We start from the raw sequence: 21,551 nt of genomic DNA, 5'->3' as shown, positions 1-21,551 counted from the left end.
AACATGAGGAATTCTTAATTTAAGAATTCCTCTTCCTTTATTCTATGAACAGAAAAGATGTGAAACGAATGACAAAAGATCATGAAAATCCACGTTCTATAGCTTTTACATACAAACTAATTTTAAGCTTAATTGCATTCTTTCTTATTTTTATGGTTGCAATGGTATTAGGTGCTGCAGATACTTCGATAAAAGATGTATGGTTAGCACTCACTTCCTCCGCTAAAGGAGACAAAATATCTATTATTCGAGAAATACGTTTACCACGTGAAGTTGCTGCTATTTTTGTAGGAGCTGGATTAGCCGTTTCTGGAGCGATTATGCAAGGATTAACACGAAATCCACTTGCAGATCCTGGTTTATTAGGGCTATCTGGTGGAGCAAATGCTGCGCTTGCACTGACACTTGCTTTCAATCCTTCCATCAGCTATCTTTACTTAACATTAGCTTGCTTTATCGGTGCGGCAATTGGCGCAATCATGGTATTTGGAATTGGTATGGTGAAAAAAGGCGGCCTTTCTCCTCTTCGAATTGTATTAGCGGGCGCTGCAGTTTCCGCATTTCTACTCGCAATTTCAGAAGGAATCGGCATTTATTTTAAAATTTCACAAGATGTATCACTTTGGACTGCTGGGGGCGTAATTGGAACAACTTGGAGCCAATTAAAAATTATTATTCCAGTCATTTCAATTAGTATCTTTATCGCTATCTTACTAGCAAAAAAATTAACAGTTCTTAGTTTCAGTGAGGAAGTGGCTATTGGACTTGGTCAAAAAATTATTGTTATTAAAACTATTTTATTTATCATTATTATCTTACTTGCAGGTGCATCTGTAGCGCTTGTTGGAAATATGGCATTTATCGGTTTAATGGTACCTCACATGGTACGCCCAATTGTCGGTCCAGATTACCGATTTGTTATACCGATGTCAGCAATTGCTGGAGCTTCCTTTATGCTACTTGCAGATACAATCGGACGTACTATTAACGCTCCGTACGAAACACCAGTTGCGGCAATTGTCGCGATTGTAGGGTTACCATTCTTCCTATTCATTGTACGTAAAGGAGGAAAAACATTCTCATGATGCAATCTATTCTAAGAAAACAACGTCTTATTATACTCGCTTTACTAATACTGACCATCACCACCATTGTAGTTGGAATGGGACTTGGTTCAGCATCTTTATCTTATGATCGACTACTCCCAACATTAATGGGACAAGGGACTTTTAAAGAGGAGTTTGTTTTATACTCTTTAAGACTACCTAGAATTGTGATTACATTATTAGCTGGTATGGCTCTCGCTTTATCAGGGGCTATATTCCAAGGAATTACTCGAAATGATTTAGCTGAACCTGGTATTCTCGGGATCAACTCTGGGGCCGGTGTTGCTGTTGCTATTTTCTTTTTATACTTTCCAATAGATGTAGGTTCATTTCTTTACTTACTACCAGTCGTTGGATTTATCGGGGCTTTTCTGACAGCTGTTCTAATTTACGTATTTTCATATAGTAAATCAACTGGGCTTCAGCCAATCCGACTAACATTAACCGGTATTGGTTTTTCATTTGCACTATCTGGAATGATGATTGTCCTTATTTCATCCGCTGATCGTATGAAAGTGGACTTTATCGCCAAGTGGATTGCCGGAAACATTTGGGGAGATGACTGGGTCTTCGTTTTAGCAATGCTCCCATGGTTAATCGTATTAATTCCGTTCGTTTTCTATAAAGCAAATCGATTAAACATTCTAGCATTAAACGAGCCAGTCGCAATCGGTGTTGGAATTGAAATTGAAAAAGAACGCAGATACTTATTAGTTGCAGCCGTTGCGCTTGCAGCTGCAGCTGTTTCCGTAACAGGAGGAATTAGCTTTATCGGACTAATGGCTCCTCATATCGCGAAATCTTTAGTAGGTCCAAGACATCAAATTTTCATGCCTATTGCCGTTTTAATCGGCGGATGGCTATTGCTATTAGCAGATACAATTGGCCGAAACATCGTTGAACCTAACGGCATCCCAGCAGGTATTGTCGTTGCTTTAATTGGGGCTCCTTACTTTATGTATTTGTTGCTTAAGAAAGCGTAAAAAACACCCTCAAGATCTTTTCTTGAGGGTGTTTTTGTTTCATTCTACTGCTGCCCATACCCTTCAAACTTCTTCGCCAAATTCTCCATCTCATCTTCTGGCAAAAGCTTCGGTTCTCCGACGCTTTTCGTTTGATAATAAATTTGAGCACAAAACTCAATCTCTTCTGCAACAGTAAACGCCATTTTTATATTATTTGCACCAGCAATTAAACCGTGATTTGCAAGTAGCACAGCACGACGATCAATCATGCCTTCAAAAGCAGCATCCGCTAATTGCTTCGTACCAAATGTTTCATACGGTGCACAGCGAACATTCGGGCCTGCGAAAGCAATTAAATATGAAACAGCAGGAAGCTCCCATCCTAATGACGCAATCGTCTTTGCGTAAGGAGAATGTGTATGCACAAGCGCATTTATATCTTCACGATTTCTATAATAAATAAGATGCATATCTAGTTCGCTTGATGGCTTTCTCTCTCCCTCTACCACTTCACCATCTAAGTTTAATATAACTACATCTTCAGGTTTTGTTTCATAATACTCTAAACCACTTGGACTAATCGCAACAAGACCTTGTTCGCGATTGAAAATACTAATATTACCCCCAGTCCCCTTTGTTAAACCACTAGAGATCATTTTCTTTCCATACGCTACAATTTCTTCTCTTTCTTTTTGTAATAACATATACATCCCCCTAAGTATGAAGCTTATGATGACTGAATTTTAAAAGCTATTTACTTATTGAAATAGCTTTTTTAAGTTCTCCGTAAACGGTGCTTTTACAATCCCTTTTTCTGTAATAATTGCTGTTACATTCTCATATGGTGTGACATCAAACGCCGGATTATATACTTTACTTTCTTTCGGGGCAGAATATTGTCCGAAGCGATTAATCACTTCAGAAGCATCTCTTTCCTCAATCGGAATTTCTTTTCCTGTCGGTGTTTTTAAGTCGATTGTTGGTGTTGGCGCTGCTACATAAAACGGAATGTTGTAGTATTTAGCTAAAATAGATACGCCTAATGTGCCAATTTTATTTGCTACATCACCGTTTGCTGCCACGCGGTCACATCCAACGATTACAGCATCGATTTTTCCTTGTGACATGACCATAGCTGCCATATTATCCGTAATGACAGTAACATCAATTCCCGCTCGCTGTAGTTCTAATGCTGTTAACGTTGAACCTTGTAACCTAGGACGAGTTTCATCTGAATAGATTTTTAAGTCCCATCCTTTTTCTTTCGCTAAGTACATTGGTGCTGTCGCAGTACCATACTTAGTCGTCGCTAACGCACCAGCATTGCAATGTGTTAATACTCCCATTTCATCATGGAATAATGTTAATGCATGCTCTCCAATTTGACGATTAATTTCTTCATCTTCTCTATGAATCTCTTTTGCCTCTTCTAGTAATCTGTCTTTCAACTGGACGATTGATAAGTGCGCGTTCTCTGTCGCTACCGCTTCCATTCTTTCAAGTGCCCAGAATAAGTTTACTGCTGTTGGCCTTGATGTTGCCAAATATGCACATACCTTTTTGACTTCCTCTATAAAGTCTTCCATCTTACTTTGAATAACTTCCTTTGTTCCTAAATACACACCGTACGCTGCCGAAACACCAATTGCTGGTGCTCCTCGTACTTTCATTACTTGAATGGCATCCCACACACTTTCAGCTGTCTTGAAAGATTCATAGACAACCTCATTCGGTAATAATGTTTGATCTAATAAAACTAAAGCATCATCTTTCCACTGAATGGGTATTAATTGCTCTTCCATCATATTCTCCCCTTACTTCGCGTATTGCATTGACTGTTCTTTTAACGTTTCTACAAAACGTGTACCCGTTCTATATTGATTCGCTCGTAAAATAAAACTCTTCGCTACTTGAAGACAAATTCGCTCCGCTCTAGCACGTGCTTCCTCATTCTCAATACAAGTAATATCTTTTACTTTCGCTAATCCAACAATACGGCGAATTAATTCCAGACCTGTCACTGCAGCCGTATCCTCTAATACAGATTGTAAATATACTTCGCTAAAGCCTTCTTCCTTCGCCATAATCTCGGTCACATGAATATCCCAAGCATCTAAAAACTTCTTCTTAAATAAATCAATTACCTCTACCATCGTAGTTTGTAACCAATCCATATACGTATCTTTCTCCGCTCCAGGTGGCATCGTTGCATCTGCATTCACCCAAGCAAACATTAAATTCGCCATTACATTCCCAACGTCATATCCCATAGGTCCATAAAAAGCAAACTCAGGATCAATAACCTTTGTAGAATCATCTCTTACAAAAACAGAACCAGTATGTAAATCACCATGAAGTAATGCCTGTGCATTCGTCATAAAAGAAAATTTACGTTTCGCTACTTCCATACGAAGCTCTTTATCACTATAAATATGTTCCCTAATCCATCCCTCATTTAACGGAAATAACTCATTACGCTTATTATGATTGGTAAATGGTTCTGAATATACGAGGTCCTCTGTAATCTCACATAATTCAGGATTTATATAATTCTTCACAAGCTCCTTCTTCTCTTTATGATTCATTACAACATCCGATGTTAATAAAAGTGTATTTACCATAAAAGTAGTTAAATCATCCGCAAGCCTCGGAAATATTTGATGATTTATAAGTGCTGTACGTAATATTGTGTGATCCGATAAATCTTCCATTACGCAACAATTCATCACACTATCAAATAAATACACCTTAGGAACAAGTCCGGGTGCTAACTCATCCTCTAACTGCAAAACATCTGATTCTATACGAATACGGTTTGTCGACAACTTAAACTCATCTGAAATGCGAGCTGTATCCCCAGCTTGCTTTACGATGACTGACATGTTCTCTTTTTCATCCCAAACGCGGAACACATAATTTAAATTGCCATCACCTATTTCTTTACACTGTAACTCCTTTGCATGTTCAAACTTAGACAATTTCTCTTTCACATATGCAATCACATCTTTAGCTTCCATTAAAAAATACTTCGTGAACTTAGACATGGTTTCCCCTCCACACTAATTGTAAGCGTTTTCTAAAAGCTATAAAAAATAATAGGTTGAATTTTTTCATCCTATAAATATGTATTCTTCTTTTTGAAAGATATATCTAGGTTTTATTATATCTTGTTAGCACTTTGAGTCAATGTTTCTAACTATCATCTTAATATACTTCCTAATTATATATTTGAGATGACAAAAATTGTTCAAAAAATTTCCGATTCATTTTATTTTATTTATCACAAAATTCTTTGTAAAATAGAAGTAAGCAGTTCCTTTTCAAAACCACAACTTCTAAGAAATATTTCCTTCCTAAAAAATTAAACTTACACACTATCTCTAACATACACACTAAACTTTTCAAACACTCATCTAAAATTTATAGACTTAAAATTACCTTTCTATTCCCTGATAGCCTTAATTGAGAATAAATATTAATTAAATTGGAATAAAGTTGGTTTATTCGCTTGACAAAATAACCAATTCTATATGATAATTAATATCGAATTAGAATTATTATAGTTAATTAAAAAATATATTTTATGAGCACACTATTTTTTGATGCTCAAACCAACATTTAGGAGGAATTTTAACATGTTATTAATCGGCACAGAAGTAAAACCGTTTAAAGCTAATGCTTACCATAATGGAGAATTTATCCAAGTTACTGACGAAAGTTTAAAAGGAAAATGGAGTGTAGTTTGTTTCTATCCAGCTGACTTCACATTCGTTTGCCCAACTGAACTTGAAGACTTACAAAACCAATATGCAACTCTAAAAGACTTAGGCGTTGAAGTATACTCTGTATCTACAGACACTCACTTCACTCACAAAGCATGGCATGATAGCTCAGAAACTATCGGCAAAATCGAGTACATCATGATCGGTGACCCAACTCGCACAATCACTACAAACTTCAACGTTTTAATGGAAGAAGAAGGTCTTGCTGCTCGTGGTACATTCATCATCGATCCAGACGGCGTTATCCAATCTATGGAAATCAATGCTGACGGTATCGGCCGTGACGCAAGCATTCTTGTTAACAAAATTAAAGCTGCTCAATACGTACGTAACAACCCAGGTGAAGTTTGCCCAGCTAAATGGCAAGAGGGTTCTGCAACACTTAAACCAAGCCTTGACCTTGTAGGCAAAATCTAAGGAGTTCGATCAAAATGATACTAGATGCAGATATAAAAACACAACTATCCCAATACCTTCAGTTAATGGAAAACGATATTTTACTTAAAGTAAGCGCAGGAGACGATAACGTATCTAAAGATATGTTAGCTCTAGTAGACGAATTAGCTACTATGTCATCTAAGATTACAGTAGAAAAAGTTGAATTAGAGAGAACACCAAGCTTTAGCGTAAACCGCCCTGGTGAAGACACTGGTGTCGTATTCGCTGGTATTCCATTAGGACACGAATTTACATCATTAGTGTTAGCTTTACTACAAGTAAGTGGACGCGCTCCAAAAGTTGAACAAAAATTAATCGATCAAATTAAAAACATTCAAGGCGAATATCATTTTGAATCTTATATCAGCCTAAGTTGTCATAACTGTCCTGATGTTGTACAAGCTCTTAACGTAATGAGCGTTCTTAACTCTAGTATTACACATACTATGATTGATGGCGCTGCATTCAAAGAGGAAGTAGAAAGCAAAGACATCATGGCAGTACCAACTGTTTACCTAAACGGCGAATCTTTCGGAAGCGGTCGTATGACACTTGAAGAAATTTTAGCTAAAATGGGTAACGGTCCAGATGCATCAGAGCTTTCTGATAAAGATCCATACGATGTTCTTGTTGTTGGTGGCGGTCCTGCTGGTGCAAGTGCAGCAATTTACGCAGCACGTAAAGGCATCCGCACTGGTATCGTTGCTGAGCGCTTCGGTGGTCAAGTAATGGATACTATGGGCATTGAGAACTTCATCAGCGTAAAAAAGACTGAAGGTCCTAAGCTAGTAGCAAGTCTTGAAGAGCACGTAAAAGAATACGATATCGATGTAATGAATCTACAACGTGCGAAACGTTTAGAGAAAAAAGAACTTATTGAAGTGGAACTTGAAAACGGCGCTATTCTGAAAAGTAAGAGCGTAATCGTTTCAACAGGTGCTCGCTGGCGTAACGTTGGCGTACCGGGTGAAGCTGAGTTCAAAAATAAAGGTGTAGCATACTGCCCACACTGTGACGGTCCATTATTCACTGGAAAAGACGTAGCAGTTATCGGCGGAGGTAACTCTGGTATTGAAGCAGCTATCGACTTAGCAGGTATTGTTAAGCACGTAACTGTTCTTGAATTCATGCCAGAATTAAAAGCTGATGCTGTATTACAAGAGCGTCTTAACAGCTTACCAAACGTAACTGTTCTGAAAAACGTTCAAACGAAAGAAATTACTGGTACTGATAAAGTAAACGGTATTTCTTACATCGATCGTGAAACTGAAGAAGTTCATCACGTTGAATTACAAGGTGTATTCGTACAAATCGGTCTTGTGCCAAACACAGACTGGTTAGGCGAAACAGTTGAACGCGCTCGCGGTGAAATCGTAACAGACAAGCACGGCGCTACAAACGTACCAGGAGTGTTTGCTGCAGGTGACTGTACAAATAATCCGTACAAACAAATCATCATCTCTATGGGTTCAGGTGCAAACGCAGCTTTAGGTGCATTTGATTACTTAATCCGTAACTAATAAAAAAGACGCGCTACCAATAGGTAGCGCGTCTTTTTTATTACATTGTATCCAAATGTTCGTCAAATTCCTTCCAGCATATTAAATCATATGGTGGTTCTATATCTAATACTACATTTACATCTTCTGCTACTACTTGTATTCTTTTTTCTGGGTTATCTCTTTTTCCTGAAGGATAAATAGCAAGCTTAATTATTTCCTGCTTTCCATCTTCATAAATTCTTTTCTTTAAGTCTAATTGGTCAATTTGTTCTTTTGAAGGAATCTCTTTCCCTTCCCAATCACATATTTCAAATAGAGGATATCGATCCCCATACCATTCTTCAATAATCTCGATGACTTTCAGAATAATATACTTCCCCGACACTAATTCATAACTAACAGCATCACCTGCTTTTAAAGAAGTATTTGCTATAAATCTCTTCGGTATTTTTTTAGCTTGTGGCTGCGGAGAATGTAACTGTTCTCTAAGTTTATTTAACACTACTTCACGTTTTCTCTGTAATGTAGGTTCTTCTTCACAGCGTGCTAAATCTGCGCCGCTCTCTATTATTTGCAATGCCTCATGTTTAACATTGTCTTGAAGCCTTCCTAACTTCCATTGTATATAAGCAAATGCTAACCAAAAAACAAGTATCTCTTCATCATCTAGTTCAGTCTGGTATTCATCAATTACAACCCTACTTGCTTCTTCATTTGAATATTCATTTCCTAATAAGTCCTTATAAATTAACTGAATATCTTTAGCAATATCATCTGATAATATCGCTACTCCCCAAGCCCCCATACATTAGCACTCCAATCTATAAACTAAAAACCTCTCATTCCCATTCTTCTCATAAGCACCTGGCAATCTAACTTCTTTCTTCAGCTCAAACGCAGTCTGATTTTCTAAGAAGAAAATATAGTCCTCAGAAGGATAATATAAAATAATATCCACTTCTCTCCCCGTTTCTTCTACCGAAAGCAAAATGTTATTTACTACATTCATAAACACTTGTACAGAAAATGGATTAAAAAAATAAAACCTATTATCATGCGGATCAATCTCATATTCCTGCGCTAAACAACATTGGAACTGGATTTTCCCCTTACTGTTTCGTGTCTTTCGTGCATAACGATCTCGATTATCCATCGCTTCTTTATAAAACTCTTCATTCATTTCAATTCCAACTGCTGATGCACCACATTTATGATGCATATAAAAGTTTAATCTTCCTTTTCCGCACCCAAAGTCTACAATTCGGTCGCTACTTCGTATTTCATATTGATTCAGTAACTCATCTAATCCGCTATAGGGCGTCGGTTCATAGCGGTGATAATGCATAGACTTGTTAAACCCCTTTTGCTCACCGACTGTTTTTATATGTAAAACTGCATCGTAATATTGTTCGTTCATTCGTTTTCTCCTATTAAAAAATGGTACTTATTATTATACACCATGTACTGGAGATTCATTTTTAATCAAATTAATAGGTACGTGAAATTATATTAACGATTTTCTTAATATATCTATCGTAACTTCAAATATATCAACGATTTTTCAAATATATCGATTTACCGACAATCCACGACAAAAAAACAGGAGCTCTCTAGCCCCTGTCTTCTAACACTTTCAATACAGTTTGTTTCAATATTTCTACTCCATCCATAATACAACTATGATCAAACCTCATATACGGATGGTGTAATCCAGGTTGTAGGTCTGCTCCTAGTCCAAGCATGACAGCTTTTAAATGTGGTCTTTTCACTGTGTAATAATGGAAATCATCGCTTCCTGTCGTATAGAGAGGTCCCGTACATCTCTCTTCCCCATACACTTCGATAATACCTTTACGCATAAAGCGCTCTGCTTCTTCGGAAACCTCTGCTCCTGGTGCAAGATCCATCCATTCATATGAAGTTTTCGACCCCATCGATGCAGCTGATTCTATTACATGCTCAATCTTTTCCTTTAATTCTTCTAATAGTATATTACTCTCTGCTCTTACATCTAAACTGAAATGACCATTTCCCGGAATGATATTTAAATTATCGCCACCAGCTTGGCATCTCGTCATTTTTACTGAATAGGAACTTTGCGGTGGCAACCAAATATTTTTCAAACCGATATTAATCATGGAAATGACATCAATTGCATTCACACCTTGGTGTGGTCTCGCCCCGTGTGCATCCTCCCCATGAATCATCCCCTCTAAAAATCCAGCTGCTCCATGGCGAATAGATGAGGCTGCTTGTTTCAAAGATAGTTCTTCAATCGGTCTTAGATGGACACCAAATAAGAAATCAGCATCATCTACAGCACCTTTCTCCACCATCTTCAAAGCACCATTACCCTTCTCTTCTGCCGGCTGAAAAATAAACCTAACCGTACCACTTTTCCATCTCATATTTTTCAATTGTAAAATAACTCCCATTACAATGGTCATATGAGCATCATGACCACATGAATGGTTCGCTTTAAATTCTCCATCTACTTCTTGCCAAAGTGCATCCATATCAGCACGAATCGCAATAACTGGATTCCCGCCTCCAATCTCAGCAATTACACCTGGACAATCATCAAATGTTCTATATGAAATTCCTTCTTCTTTTAAAAAGTCAGTAATATACGCTGTCGTTTCATATTCTTTCCAACTTACTTCAGGGTTTTCGTGTAAATGCTGAAAAATCTCCGTTAAGCGCTCTTGTAGTTCTAATGTTTTCAACGTTCCAGTCTCCTTCCCAAATTATAAACCATCAGGTTAATTATACTTATGAAAAACAGATGTTTTTATGAACATATTGAATTTTAAGAAAAAAGTCAATTGTTTATTTTTAAATACGATCGACAACTCACTTCATAACGATAGAACATTCCTTATTTTCTGTTTTTATGTTGACGCTTACATAAACTTTTAGTTATCATAACCTAATAAACGTCTATTTTACGACAATTCTAAAAATACAAACAAACATACGTAACAAGGAGGAACTTTATGAAAAAAGAAATACCTTTTGGAATAGCGATTATCCCTATTATCATTACCGTTGCAGTTATGATGGTTACAATTGTTGTATTAAAACAAAGCCCTCACGTTCCACTTATTATCGGTACAACCGTTGCTTCTATTGTCGCTTGGCGTTACGGTTACAAATGGAATGATCTTGAAGAAGCAATGTATAAAGGGATTCGTCTTGCATTACCCGCTATCGTCATTATTATTCTTGTTGGCTTAACAATTGGTGCTTGGATTGGCGGTGGAATTGTCGCAACGATGATTTATTACGGTTTAAAACTTTTAACTCCATCACTATTTTTAGTTTCCATTACTGTCATTTGTTCTATCGTTGCATTAGCGATTGGTAGCTCTTGGTCTACAATGGGTACAATTGGTGTTGCTGGAATGGGAATTGGCCTAAGTATGGGAATTCCAGCTCCAATGGTTGCTGGTGCCATTATTTCAGGCTCTTATTTTGGCGATAAAATGTCACCGCTTTCAGATACAACTAACTTAGCCGCAGGATTAACAAATACAGATTTATTCGCACACATTCGTCATATGTTATTTACTACAGTTCCCGGTTTAATTATTACTCTTATCGTATACGCGGTCTTAGGAAGAAGCTTCGGCGCTAACAATATTGATGCGAAGAGCATCGATCAAACGTTACAAGTATTGCAACAAAACTTTGTTATCTCACCTTTCCTACTCATTATACCCGTAGCCGTTATGGTATTGGTCGCTAAAAAGGTTCCTGCCATACCAGCCATTCTCGTCGGTATTATTTTAGGATTCTTATCACAAGTCTTTATTCAAGGTGGTTCTGTCTCAGCATCTGTCGGTGCACTCCAAGCTGGATTTGTTATAGACACTGGAAACAAGCTAGTAGACGAACTATTTAACCGCGGTGGCTTAGATTCGATGATGAATACAGTCTCTATGACAATTGTCGCTATGACTTTCGGAGGAGTATTAGAACATACAGGTATTCTTCGCTCAATTGTAAATCAAATTTTAAAGTTAGCGAAATCAGCAAAAGGGCTTATCGCTTCTACTATCGCATCTTGTTTTGCAACAAACCTTACTTGCTCTGAACAATATATTTCAATTGTTGTCCCTTCAAGAATGTACGCAAATGCATACACAGAAAAAGGACTACATTCAAAAAACTTATCCAGAGCATTAGAAGATGGCGGAACATTAACTTCTGTCTTCGTTCCTTGGAATACGTGCGGTGTATTTATTCTCGCTACACTTGGCGTAGGTGCATTTGAATATGCTCCTTATGCTATTTTGAATTTCATCGTACCTATTATCTCAATCATTTATGGTATAACAGGTTTCACAATTGTAAAACTATCAGACATTGAAAAAGCAGAACTGCTAAAGAAACAAAAAGCTCAACTAGAAGCTTAAAAATAGCGGTAAATTCAGTTCATATAGTGCGCGAGGTCGCCCTTGTTGATAGGGCATTTCCTCGCCGCAAATATGAGCATACCCGTAATCAACTAATTTCTTTAACAACCTTTCTGTCGATCTTCGAGTCACTTGTAAGTACTCAGAAAGGTCAGCTGCTGTAAATTTCAATGACGGATGCGATTGACTAAATTGAATAATTTTTGACAAGTTGGCCGGACTAAGCTTCGTTTCCTTCGCTATTTTCATTAGTTCCGGATTATCATTTTTCAAACTTTGTACTCTCTGTTCTTTCGGGAATGGACCAAACAAATCTTTATCACTTGTTAGTATATAAAAACAACGATCTATTGGATTATTCTTTGCAAAACTTTGAGCAATTTTTGCATTTTGCTCCGCTTCTTTCACGGTTTTTCCATAACCAAATCCAATAGCTATCGTTCCTTCTATACTCGCAAACAAGTTATCTATCGCATTTGTTTTAATAATTGATTCGATATCACCACGAGTTGTATACAAAATGCATGTCATTTCATCCACTTGTTTAAATGAACCACGTAGTTCTTTTGAAATGACATCTAGTTTTTCAAGCAAACTCGTTCGTAATTCTAAGGACGAAATAATACAAGTACCAACAGTAGCTGAATAGCTTTTTGCTAACTCAGCTTTTATTTTTGCATCTTTTAGCCCATGTATAATGGATTGTGTTGGATCAATCATACGCTCTGAAGGAACACCCATTTTTTGAAGCTCGTCGTAAACAGCGTGAATACTAGTTAAAGCTAAATGAGCTTCTCCAGATTGATATTTAGCTACATGAAAATCGATAACTCTATTTATTTCATCTTTACTCCACAGCATATTTTCATAATCCAACACTTGCGGACTTTCTTTTATACCGATATCATGGAACACATTTGTAATAAACGAGCGGTCTACTAAATCGATGGAAATGTTATGTGGTTGAATACTTTGATGATACATGATAGAAAGAATGGAAGATGCGACAGTTGTCTCGTCTTGCTGTAAGTATGTACTTGGAATTCGTAATTGTTCTCTTACTTCTTTTGCCATATAATAAGGTAAAGCACCTGAGAAAAAGATGACATCACAAGGCTTTAGACACTTTAATAGTTCAGAAGATTCTGCCGGATGAAGGTAAATATAGGAATCAATTTCTATTCCTTCTAATTTTTGAGCAATAGGAAAAAGGTTATCCATAAACTCCTTTGAACCGACAACTGCAATTTTTATCATCATTTTCTCTAACTCCTTATCATTAATTAACGACTATTTAACGTCAACTATATCAAATGTATAAAACTATTGTAAAACAGGAAGGAGTTTCTATTCAATGAAAATTACAGCTATTCATCTTTACGCAATTCGTTTACCGCTTCGCAGTCCGTTTGTTATTAGTTATGGCTCTTATTCTGATATGCCCTCTATTATCGTCAAAATGGAAACAGATGAAGGTATTATCGGTTACGGTGAAGGCGTTGCTGATGATCACGTCACAGGTGAATCATGGGAAAGTACTTTCCATACTTTAAAACATACGCTAACCCCTGCTCTAATCGGGAAAAATCCAATGAATATCGAAAAAATACACGACATGATGGACAATACAATTTACGGTGTTCCAACAGCGAAAGCCGCAATTGATATTGCTTGTTTTGATATAATGGGCAAAAAACTAAATCAACCTGTATATCAATTAATTGGTGGGCGCTATCATGAAGAATTCCCTGTCACTCACGTTTTAAGTATTGCCGATCCTGAAGATATGGCTGAAGAAGCTGCTTCTATGATTCAAAAAGGTTACCAATCTTTCAAAATGAAAGTTGGTACGAATGTAAAAGAAGATGTGAAACGTATTGAAGCTGTACGAGAACGTGTAGGAAATGACATCGCTATTCGCATTGATGTAAACCAAGGCTGGAAAAATAGCGCGAACACATTAACAGCACTGCGTTCATTAGGACATTTAAACATTGACTGGATTGAACAACCTGTTATCGCGGACGATATTGATGCCATGGCTCATATTCGTTCTAAAACAGATCTCCCGCTTATGATTGATGAAGGACTAAAAAGTTCTCGTGAAATGCGCCAAATTATTAAATTAGAAGCTGCCGATAAAGTGAATATAAAACTAATGAAATGCGGCGGCATATATCCAGCTGTAAAGCTCGCTCATCAAGCTGAAATGGCCGGCATTGAATGCCAAGTGGGATCAATGGTCGAATCCTCTGTTGCCTCTTCCGCAGGATTCCATGTCGCTTTCTCAAAGAAAATCATTACGAGCGTAGAGCTAACAGGACCATTAAAATTCACGAAAGACATTGGAAACTTACATTACGATGTACCATTCATTCGCTTAAACGAAAAGCCGGGACTCGGCATTGAAATAAACGAAGATACACTACAAGAACTAACCGTCTTTCAAGACGTTGTACGCTAAAGGAGGACTATCATATGACGGTTCTATACGAAGGAACATTAAAACAAAATAACGAATCATTTCACGTTACATTACTATCACTAGAGCACATCGAACAAATTTTATCACTACAAAACATTGTAGTTGAAGCACTAGAAGATAAAAGTCGTTTACAACCACTCTCACAAGAAGAATTTCAATACATTCTAAAAGGAAACGGCATGATGATCGGTTCTTTTATCGAAAACGAACTCATCGCATTTCGCGCTCTACTCGTCCCGCCTATCGATGATGAACATTTAGGGCTTGATATTGGTTTGCCAGAAAGTGAACTACACCGCGTCATCTATCAAGAAATCTCAAACGTTCATCCGAACTGCCGAGGAAATGGTATGCAAAAAATATTAGCAAACGTCATCATGGACGAATTGCAAAAAGAAGATAGCAAATATGATTATGTATGCTGCACCGTTGCTCCTTTTAACATCCCGAGTTTGAAGGATAAATTTGCGCAAGGGATGGAGATTGCTGTGTTGAAGGAAAAATATGGTGATAGTCTGCGGTATGTTTTTGTGAAGAAATTGCGCGGAGATAATGAAAGAGATTGGACGGATGTTCAAAGTATTCTAATGAGTGATGCTAGTGGACAGCAGGCTTTGCTTTCGGAGGGGTATCGTGGGTATGAGATGGAGAAAGTTGATGAAGAATTTGTTGTGAAGTTTGGACGATAATCTATATACTCGAAAAGAGGAGATGTCCCTTGTGGCATCTCCTCTTTTCGATTTGTTGAACAATCCTGTAGTAAATGAAATTATATCAACGATTTTTCGAATATATCTATCAAAACTTACAATATATCAACGATTTTTAAAATATATCTATCAAAACTTACAATATATCAACGATTTTTAAAATATATCTATCAAAACTTACAATATATCAACGATTTTTAAAATATATCTATCAAAACTTACAATATATCAACGATTCGACAAGAAATATCGATTTACCGACAAAAATTGATATCCCTTCCTAAACCGTCATCTTCCAACTAGATAAAGCTAACCAGTTCTCCATTTCCTTATAATCAGGCATTATCTTCCCGACAAGACGCCAAAAAGAGCGATCATGATTTAAATGAACCATATGACACATTTCATGAACGACTACATAGTCAATTACTCGCTGTGGTGCCATTGCTAGCTTCCAATTGAATGTTAGTTGTAAATTCGAATCGCAAGTACCCCAAGTACGACTACTATCTGTAATACGAATAGAACGTGGTTTTGTTTTGAAATTACTTTGATGCGCTTTAATACTCTTCTCTACTAAAGATTTACAATGCTTATAGTAAAATCGTTTTAAAGCTTGTTGTATTTTCTCATCCTTAAGCTCTTTCACATAAATATGTAACTTATCCCCTTCAAATACTGCGTTGTCTTGCTCAATTCTTGCATCTTGGGAAATCTGTATCGGATACGTATTCCCTAAATACAAAAAGCCCTCTCCTTGATCATAATCCTTTTCCTGTGGTCCATGCGCTCGCTCCGCCATTTCCTTACGAGTTGTCTGAATCCAATCCCACTTCTCCTCTAGCAACTGGACTAAGTATTCAACAGGTGTCCCTTTCGGAGCCTGCACTTCCACATTTCCATACGAATCTACAAAAAGACGCACGGACTTTTTCTTCTTATAAGTTATATGAAAATTAATTGTCTCACCTAAATATGTATGTACCATTTCATCACCTAGCGTATTATTTTACAAATAAAAAAGAGTAGGATACAAACGTCCTACTCTACCTATTATATCATTTACTGCTTTAACGAACTCATTATCCTCTATACTTTACACCTAATCCCTTAATGAAATTCCTTGCGTATCTATCGCCGCACTCTTTGTAATTTTTATGACCTTTTTTTCTTAATAGAGCGCCTAACTCTCCTTTTGTTACCGTAACGCCTACGCTATCTAATATATCAAGTACATCCTCACTCGTTAAAGATAGTGCGATTTTCATTTTCTTTAGAAGAAGGTTATTGGCACTCTCCTTACTCTGTACAGGTGCAGGCTGCCCTGGTTTCGGATCTTGCTTTCCTCTTTTTAAAGTAATAAATCCATTGAAAAATGCCTCTAACATCATCATATCGCATGTTTTTACGTACTCATCTTCGATTACATCCGCATCTTCGGCTTCATGCTGAGGAGCTCTCTTTATTTTTGTAAGCATATCAACTACGTCTTCTTTCGTTACTTCCATCCCGCCGAGTTTAAAGATTTCCACCATATCTATATCTCTTATATCTAAAGCGTATCGTACTCTTTTTAATATATCGTTGTTGCTCATTGCCATTGGGTTTCCTCCTGAAATGTTGATTATTTATTCAGCAGTTAAAGTTTATCCTATAACGTGCTTTAAATTATCATGTTTAAATCTAACCTTTTAGTTATTGTCCGCTAAATTAATACTTTAACATTTTAAAGATATGTTTTATAGTCTTACCCGAACTTTTCTCTATCATTGTATCTACAGAGCTCTTACGTGTTTTTTATATGCCTTTAAAAAGATTTCTCTCTTAACATTAACTAAAAGAAAAAAACAGTGCTTTGATTTCTCAAATACACTGTTCTTTTCCAGCTCTACGCTTATTTTCAACTCACTCATGTCATACACTACATATGAAATGATTTAACTGCTTAAAAGTTAAACCGTCTCACTATCCTGAGCAACACCAACACTATCCTCAAACTTATCCAACAAAGCACGCACCTCATTGGTCGATTTCGTACTCATCAATTGATTTCTCAATTCCGCAGCTCCTGGGAAGCCCTTCACATAAATTTTGAAGAAGCGGTGAAGTCCTGTGATTGAGCGTGGCAGTACTTCTGCATATTGATCTTGAAGATCAAGTTGTAGTCTTAAAAGATCTAGATGTTCTTTACTGCTATGCTCTCTTGGCTCTTTTTCAAAAGCAAATGGATTTTTGAAGATGCCTCGTCCGATCATTACGCCATCAATGCCGTATTTTTCAGCAAGTTCCAGTCCCATTTTACGATCAAGGATGTCTCCATTGATTGTTATTAACGTATTTGGTGCGATACGGTCACGTAATTTTTTAATTTCCGGAATTAGTTCCCAATGCGCATCTACTTGGCTCATTTCTTCTCTTGTGCGTAAATGAATAGAAAGGTTCGCAATATCTTGTTTGAAAATGTGCGTTAACCAATCTTCCCACTCGCTTAACTCTTTAAAGCCAAGTCTTGTTTTTACGCTGACAGGTAGTCCGCCCGCTTTTGCTGCTTGGATAAGTTCTGCTGCAACGTCTGGACGTAGAATAAGACCACTACCTTTTCCTCTTGATGCTACATTCGGTACAGGGCAGCCCATATTAATATCAATGCCTTTAAATCCTAACTCTGCCATACCAATACTCATTTGACGGAAATATTCAGGATTATCTCCCCAAATATGTGCCACCATTGGCTGTTCATCTTCTGTAAAAATTAAACGACCACGTACACTTTTCATACCTTCTGGATGACAATAGCTATCTGAGTTTGTGAACTCTGTAAAGAATACATCTGGACGACCAGCCTCACTTACTACGTGACGGAAAACAACGTCTGTCACATCTTCCATTGGTGCAAGTACGAAAAATGGTCGTGGTAATTCACGCCAAAAATTATCTATCATTTCAAATTCAAATCCTCTCACTATGAATACAATTTCAAAATCTCAATTTATAATTTGTGAAAATCAGCAATATTTATTTTAACTAAAATCGCTTATGAATGGTATTTTTGTAAACCAAAAAGCAGATGGTATAGATTTTCCTATATCAACTGCTTTCCTATTATACTAACTTAAGCCAAGCCACACACTCCACATGAGTCGTATGCGGGAACATATCAACAGGCTGTACTTCCTGTGTTTTATATCCGCCTTCTTCTAGTACTTTTAAGTCACGTGCTAATGTTGCTGGGTTACACGATACGTATACGACGCGGTTTGGCTTCATGTCGATGATTGTGTTTAGTAATGCTTCGTCACAGCCTTTACGCGGTGGATCTACGACCATTGTGTCGGCGATTACGCCTTCTTTGTACCATTTTGGAATGACTACTTCTGCTTCTCCTACGCCAAATTCAGCGTTTGTCATGTTGTTTAGTGCTGCGTTTCGGTTTGCGTCTTCGATTGCTTCTGGGACGATTTCAACGCCGTACACTTTTTTCGCTTTTTGCGCTAGGAATAACGAGATTGATCCGATTCCGCAATAGGCATCGATTACTGTTTCGTTACCATTTAATTTTGCGTATTCTAACGTTTTATCGTATAGCACTTTCGTTTGTTCTGGGTTTACTTGATAGAATGAACGTGCTGAAATCGCAAATTTAATGTCACCGATAAAGTCATAAATATATTCTGATCCGTACAGTACTGTCGTTTTATCTCCGAAAATTACGTTTGTACGCTTCGTATTTACGTTTTGAACGATTGATTTTACTTCTGGGAATTTCGCTGCAATTTCTTCAATAATTGCTTTTTTGTTTGGCAATTCCGCTGTACGCGTAATGAAGACAAGCATAATTTCCCCTGTTACTTGTCCGTAACGAGCCATTACGTGACGAAGTGTTCCTTTGTTACGCTCTTCGTTATACGCAGTGATACCGTGCTTTTCACAAATACGTTTTACTTCTTGAATTAATGTATCGTTTTCTTCTGCCTGAATTAAGCATGATTCCATATTAATGATGTCATGCGTTCCTTGGCGATAAAAACCAGCTACAAGCCCACCTTCACGTTCTCCGATTGGTACTTGTGCTTTATTGCGGTATACCCACGGGTTCTTCATGCCAAGTACAGGATGAACAGGAACATCACCTAGTCCTCCGATACGCTGCATAACGTCACGTACTTGTTTTTCTTTCGCTTGTAATTGTCCTTCATAAGTTAAGTGCTGAAGCTGACAACCGCCGCACTGATTATATACTGGGCATTCAGCATCTTTACGATATGGACTTTCTGTATGAAGCTTCATTAAACGACCAAATGCAAAGTTTTTCTTCACTTTAATAATTTTAATTTGCGCTTCTTCACCTGGTAATCCGTTTTTAACGAAAATAGGATAGCCCTTTACTTTCGCAACACCGGCACCATCATGTGTTAAATCTTCAAATACTACATCTATAAACTCGTTTTTCTCAACTGGTGGCGTCATTTTAGTACTCATTTTCCGACCTCTCTTTTTCATAACACTGCGTTACATTTTATCATACTTATATGGTCTTTTTCTATTGGAAGAAAAAAAGCTATTGACGATACTTCTCTGTTAATGTTACGCTACTACTAATTTAATACGGACGATGTTACCTCATATATACTTGATAATATGGATCGAGAGTTTCTACCCGGCAACCTTAAATTGCTGGACTATGGGGAAAACTAATGAATATTAGCCTATGCGTAAAAAAGGACTCATATTGATTAGCTTTCTCTCATAGATGAAAGTGAATCCATATGGGTCTTTTTTTATTTTTATTTTTCTAAAAGGTCAGACATCTTACGTATGACATAAAACCTCGTTCTTTTATTTTTAGTAATATAACGAACGTTTTATGTACAAACTTTATACGAACTTCTGAAAGGGGCAACTACATGCAATATGTAATGAGCATTATCGGTATTCTTGCCGTGTTAGGTTTATGTTTTGCTTTGTCAAACAACAAAAGTAAAATCAACTTCCGTGCAATTGCAATTATGATTGGTTTCCAAATTTTAATCGGTTGGTTTATGTTTGCTACAAAGATTGGTCAACAAATCATTATTTTCATTAGTAAAGTTTTCAACAAACTAATTAAACTTGGTACGACAGGTGTCGATTTTCTCTTTAATGGAATTCACAGAGATTTTGTCTTTTTCTTAAACGTATTATTAATTATCGTATTTTTCTCAGCACTACTTTCAATCTTTAGTTATTTAGGTGTTTTACCATTCATCGTTCGTGTTGTCGGCGGTGCAATTTCAAAAATTACTGGTTTGCCGCGCGTTGAGTCATTCCACGCAGTAAACTCTGTATTCTTCGGTTCAAGTGAAGCGTTAATCGTCATTAAAAACGATTTACAGCATTTCAATAAAAATCGTATGTTTATCATTTGTTGTTCTGCGATGAGCTCCGTTTCTGCTTCTGTTACAGCATCATACGTAATGATGTTAGATGCAAAATACGTACTAGCAGCTCTTCCGCTAAACTTATTCTCAAGCTTAATCGTTTGTTCGTTATTAACACCAGTTGATACGAAAAAAGAAGATGAAGTGATTCAAAAATTTGATAGAACTCTATTCGGAGACAGCTTTATCGGCGCAATGATTAACGGTGCGCTTGATGGTTTAAAAGTAGCTGGTATCGTTGCCGCATTAATGATCGCCTTTATCGGTGTGATGGAAGTTGTAAACTACGTAATTAGTGCAGCTTCAGGCGCAATGGGACATGCTGTTACTTTACAACAAATCTTCGGTTACGTACTTTCTCCATTCGCATTCTTAATGGGTATTCCAACTCAAGATATTATCCCAGCTGGTGGTATTATGGGTACGAAGATTGTTTTAAACGAGTTTGTAGCAATCCTTGATTTAAAAGACACAGCTACAACATTAGCTCCACGTACAGTTGGAATCGTTACAGTATTCTTAATTAGCTTCGCAAGTATTAGCCAAATTGGTGCAATCGTTGGTACAATCCGTGCCCTTTCTGAAAAACAAGGAAGCGTTGTTTCTAAATTTGGTTGGAAAATGCTATTTGCATCAACACTTGCTTCTATTTTATCTGCAACAATCGCTGGATTGTTTATTTAATAAAAAATCACCTTACTTTAACGAGTAAGGTGATTTTTTTGATT

At 37.1% G+C, this 21,551-nt stretch carries 19 protein-coding genes and 1 riboswitch; of the genes, 8 read left to right on the top strand and 11 right to left on the bottom strand.

Features of this window, described 5'->3' with window-relative positions; all coding sequences use genetic code 11:
- Window positions 1-44 precede the first annotated feature (44 nt).
- Entirely contained in the window at window positions 45-1,085 is a 1,041-nt protein-coding gene (locus tag AC0ONG_RS00520; RefSeq protein ID WP_002153558.1) for a FecCD family ABC transporter permease, read from the top strand.
- Window positions 1,082-2,089, top strand: a complete 1,008-nt coding sequence (locus AC0ONG_RS00515) for a FecCD family ABC transporter permease (protein WP_000983742.1) — start codon at window positions 1,082-1,084, stop codon at window positions 2,087-2,089. Before AC0ONG_RS00520 ends, AC0ONG_RS00515 begins: the two co-directional genes overlap by 4 nt.
- A gap of 44 nt (window positions 2,090-2,133) precedes the next feature.
- On the opposite strand, the gene AC0ONG_RS00510 is transcribed toward AC0ONG_RS00515, so the two are convergent.
- Genes AC0ONG_RS00510 through mtnK form a run of 3 tightly spaced genes read right to left on the bottom strand, consistent with a single transcriptional unit; the run spans window position 2,134 to window position 5,115 of the window.
- On the bottom strand, window positions 2,134-2,775 hold the full coding sequence (locus tag AC0ONG_RS00510; protein ID WP_000926560.1) for an L-fuculose-phosphate aldolase: 642 nt from the start codon (window positions 2,773-2,775) through the stop codon (window positions 2,134-2,136).
- Window positions 2,776-2,829: 54 nt separating this feature from the next.
- The gene (gene mtnA / locus AC0ONG_RS00505; protein ID WP_000392488.1) at window positions 2,830-3,873 is read right to left on the bottom strand and encodes an S-methyl-5-thioribose-1-phosphate isomerase; all 1,044 of its coding nucleotides are present in this window, start codon (window positions 3,871-3,873) and stop codon (window positions 2,830-2,832) included.
- Window positions 3,874-3,885: 12 nt separating this feature from the next.
- A complete protein-coding gene (mtnK, locus tag AC0ONG_RS00500) occupies window positions 3,886-5,115 on the bottom strand; it encodes an S-methyl-5-thioribose kinase (protein WP_000033216.1) in 1,230 nt (409 codons plus the stop codon).
- Between the two features lie 591 nt (window positions 5,116-5,706).
- Here mtnK and ahpC point away from each other — a divergent pair.
- Both ahpC and ahpF read left to right on the top strand, forming a co-directional pair.
- Entirely contained in the window at window positions 5,707-6,270 is a 564-nt protein-coding gene (ahpC, locus tag AC0ONG_RS00495) for an alkyl hydroperoxide reductase subunit C (protein ID WP_000924420.1), read from the top strand.
- A gap of 14 nt (window positions 6,271-6,284) precedes the next feature.
- On the top strand, window positions 6,285-7,811 hold the full coding sequence (gene ahpF, locus AC0ONG_RS00490) for an alkyl hydroperoxide reductase subunit F (protein WP_000599506.1): 1,527 nt from the start codon (window positions 6,285-6,287) through the stop codon (window positions 7,809-7,811).
- 40 nt (window positions 7,812-7,851) lie between these two features.
- Here the strand turns inward: ahpF and AC0ONG_RS00485 are convergent, their stop codons facing one another.
- From AC0ONG_RS00485 to AC0ONG_RS00475, 3 genes are all read right to left on the bottom strand, one after another.
- Window positions 7,852-8,598, bottom strand: a complete 747-nt coding sequence (locus tag AC0ONG_RS00485) for a hypothetical protein (protein WP_474203503.1) — start codon at window positions 8,596-8,598, stop codon at window positions 7,852-7,854.
- A 3-nt stretch (window positions 8,599-8,601) separates the two neighbouring features.
- Window positions 8,602-9,210 carry an SAM-dependent methyltransferase gene (locus AC0ONG_RS00480; protein ID WP_474203502.1) on the bottom strand — a complete coding sequence of 203 codons (609 nt, stop codon included), beginning with the start codon at window positions 9,208-9,210 and terminating at the stop codon, window positions 8,602-8,604.
- 193 nt (window positions 9,211-9,403) lie between these two features.
- Entirely contained in the window at window positions 9,404-10,519 is a 1,116-nt protein-coding gene (locus tag AC0ONG_RS00475) for a M20 peptidase aminoacylase family protein (RefSeq protein ID WP_000853508.1), read from the bottom strand.
- A gap of 270 nt (window positions 10,520-10,789) precedes the next feature.
- Here AC0ONG_RS00475 and nhaC point away from each other — a divergent pair, with 270 nt between their 5' ends.
- The gene (gene nhaC / locus AC0ONG_RS00470) at window positions 10,790-12,211 is read left to right on the top strand and encodes a Na+/H+ antiporter NhaC (RefSeq protein ID WP_000711513.1); all 1,422 of its coding nucleotides are present in this window, start codon (window positions 10,790-10,792) and stop codon (window positions 12,209-12,211) included.
- Here the strand turns inward: nhaC and AC0ONG_RS00465 are convergent.
- Entirely contained in the window at window positions 12,200-13,471 is a 1,272-nt protein-coding gene (locus AC0ONG_RS00465; protein WP_042597025.1) for a hypothetical protein, read from the bottom strand. The genes nhaC and AC0ONG_RS00465 overlap by 12 nt on opposite strands.
- A 94-nt stretch (window positions 13,472-13,565) precedes the next feature.
- Between AC0ONG_RS00465 and AC0ONG_RS00460 the strand changes: the two genes are divergently transcribed.
- Window positions 13,566-14,675: a mandelate racemase/muconate lactonizing enzyme family protein gene (locus AC0ONG_RS00460; protein WP_000704500.1), complete on the top strand. Its 1,110-nt coding sequence runs from the start codon at window positions 13,566-13,568 to the stop codon at window positions 14,673-14,675.
- A 14-nt stretch (window positions 14,676-14,689) separates the two neighbouring features.
- The gene (locus AC0ONG_RS00455) at window positions 14,690-15,385 is read left to right on the top strand and encodes a hypothetical protein (RefSeq protein ID WP_000217559.1); all 696 of its coding nucleotides are present in this window, start codon (window positions 14,690-14,692) and stop codon (window positions 15,383-15,385) included.
- Between the two features lie 301 nt (window positions 15,386-15,686).
- Here AC0ONG_RS00455 and AC0ONG_RS00450 read toward each other — a convergent pair whose 3' ends face one another.
- The 4 genes from AC0ONG_RS00450 to rlmD all read right to left on the bottom strand — a co-directional run bounded on the left by AC0ONG_RS00450 (window position 15,687) and on the right by rlmD (window position 19,885).
- A complete protein-coding gene (locus AC0ONG_RS00450; protein WP_474203501.1) occupies window positions 15,687-16,394 on the bottom strand; it encodes a M48 family metallopeptidase in 708 nt (235 codons plus the stop codon).
- A gap of 94 nt (window positions 16,395-16,488) precedes the next feature.
- A complete protein-coding gene (locus AC0ONG_RS00445; protein WP_001251723.1) occupies window positions 16,489-17,007 on the bottom strand; it encodes a YehS family protein in 519 nt (172 codons plus the stop codon).
- A 351-nt stretch (window positions 17,008-17,358) separates the two neighbouring features.
- The gene (locus AC0ONG_RS00440) at window positions 17,359-18,348 is read right to left on the bottom strand and encodes a tRNA dihydrouridine synthase (RefSeq protein WP_000566714.1); all 990 of its coding nucleotides are present in this window, start codon (window positions 18,346-18,348) and stop codon (window positions 17,359-17,361) included.
- Between the two features lie 160 nt (window positions 18,349-18,508).
- A complete protein-coding gene (gene rlmD, locus AC0ONG_RS00435) occupies window positions 18,509-19,885 on the bottom strand; it encodes a 23S rRNA (uracil(1939)-C(5))-methyltransferase RlmD (protein WP_000105032.1) in 1,377 nt (458 codons plus the stop codon).
- Window positions 19,886-20,006: 121 nt separating this feature from the next.
- Window positions 20,007-20,108, top strand: a riboswitch (purine riboswitch).
- A 202-nt stretch (window positions 20,109-20,310) separates the two neighbouring features.
- Here rlmD and AC0ONG_RS00430 point away from each other — a divergent pair.
- Entirely contained in the window at window positions 20,311-21,507 is a 1,197-nt protein-coding gene (locus AC0ONG_RS00430) for a NupC/NupG family nucleoside CNT transporter (RefSeq protein ID WP_001200491.1), read from the top strand.
- Window positions 21,508-21,551: the final 44 nt, after the last annotated feature.

The organism is Bacillus sp. TCT6 (assembly GCF_056033845.1).
The sequence above is the reverse complement of the archived record's forward strand: the minus strand, read 5'-3'. Positions and strand labels throughout refer to the sequence as shown.

Excerpts from the sequence above, each read along its gene's own strand:
- mtnA (WP_000392488.1), bottom strand. The coding sequence starts at position 3,873 with ATGGAAGAGCAATTAATACCCATTCAGTGGAAAGATGATGCTTTAGTT.
- ahpC (WP_000924420.1), top strand. The coding sequence starts at position 5,707 with ATGTTATTAATCGGCACAGAAGTAAAACCGTTTAAAGCTAATGCTTAC.
- AC0ONG_RS00520 (WP_002153558.1), top strand. The coding sequence starts at position 45 with ATGAACAGAAAAGATGTGAAACGAATGACAAAAGATCATGAAAATCCA.
- AC0ONG_RS00445 (WP_001251723.1), bottom strand. The coding sequence starts at position 17,007 with ATGGCAATGAGCAACAACGATATATTAAAAAGAGTACGATACGCTTTA.
- AC0ONG_RS00485 (WP_474203503.1), bottom strand. The coding sequence starts at position 8,598 with ATGGGGGCTTGGGGAGTAGCGATATTATCAGATGATATTGCTAAAGAT.
- AC0ONG_RS00515 (WP_000983742.1), top strand. The coding sequence starts at position 1,082 with ATGATGCAATCTATTCTAAGAAAACAACGTCTTATTATACTCGCTTTA.
- AC0ONG_RS00450 (WP_474203501.1), bottom strand. The coding sequence starts at position 16,394 with ATGGTACATACATATTTAGGTGAGACAATTAATTTTCATATAACTTAT.
- AC0ONG_RS00460 (WP_000704500.1), top strand. The coding sequence starts at position 13,566 with ATGAAAATTACAGCTATTCATCTTTACGCAATTCGTTTACCGCTTCGC.
- AC0ONG_RS00510 (WP_000926560.1), bottom strand. The coding sequence starts at position 2,775 with ATGTTATTACAAAAAGAAAGAGAAGAAATTGTAGCGTATGGAAAGAAA.
- AC0ONG_RS00465 (WP_042597025.1), bottom strand. The coding sequence starts at position 13,471 with ATGATGATAAAAATTGCAGTTGTCGGTTCAAAGGAGTTTATGGATAAC.
- rlmD (WP_000105032.1), bottom strand. The coding sequence starts at position 19,885 with ATGAGTACTAAAATGACGCCACCAGTTGAGAAAAACGAGTTTATAGAT.
- AC0ONG_RS00480 (WP_474203502.1), bottom strand. The coding sequence starts at position 9,210 with ATGAACGAACAATATTACGATGCAGTTTTACATATAAAAACAGTCGGT.
- AC0ONG_RS00440 (WP_000566714.1), bottom strand. The coding sequence starts at position 18,348 with ATGATAGATAATTTTTGGCGTGAATTACCACGACCATTTTTCGTACTT.
- nhaC (WP_000711513.1), top strand. The coding sequence starts at position 10,790 with ATGAAAAAAGAAATACCTTTTGGAATAGCGATTATCCCTATTATCATT.
- AC0ONG_RS00430 (WP_001200491.1), top strand. The coding sequence starts at position 20,311 with ATGCAATATGTAATGAGCATTATCGGTATTCTTGCCGTGTTAGGTTTA.
- AC0ONG_RS00455 (WP_000217559.1), top strand. The coding sequence starts at position 14,690 with ATGACGGTTCTATACGAAGGAACATTAAAACAAAATAACGAATCATTT.
- ahpF (WP_000599506.1), top strand. The coding sequence starts at position 6,285 with ATGATACTAGATGCAGATATAAAAACACAACTATCCCAATACCTTCAG.
- mtnK (WP_000033216.1), bottom strand. The coding sequence starts at position 5,115 with ATGTCTAAGTTCACGAAGTATTTTTTAATGGAAGCTAAAGATGTGATT.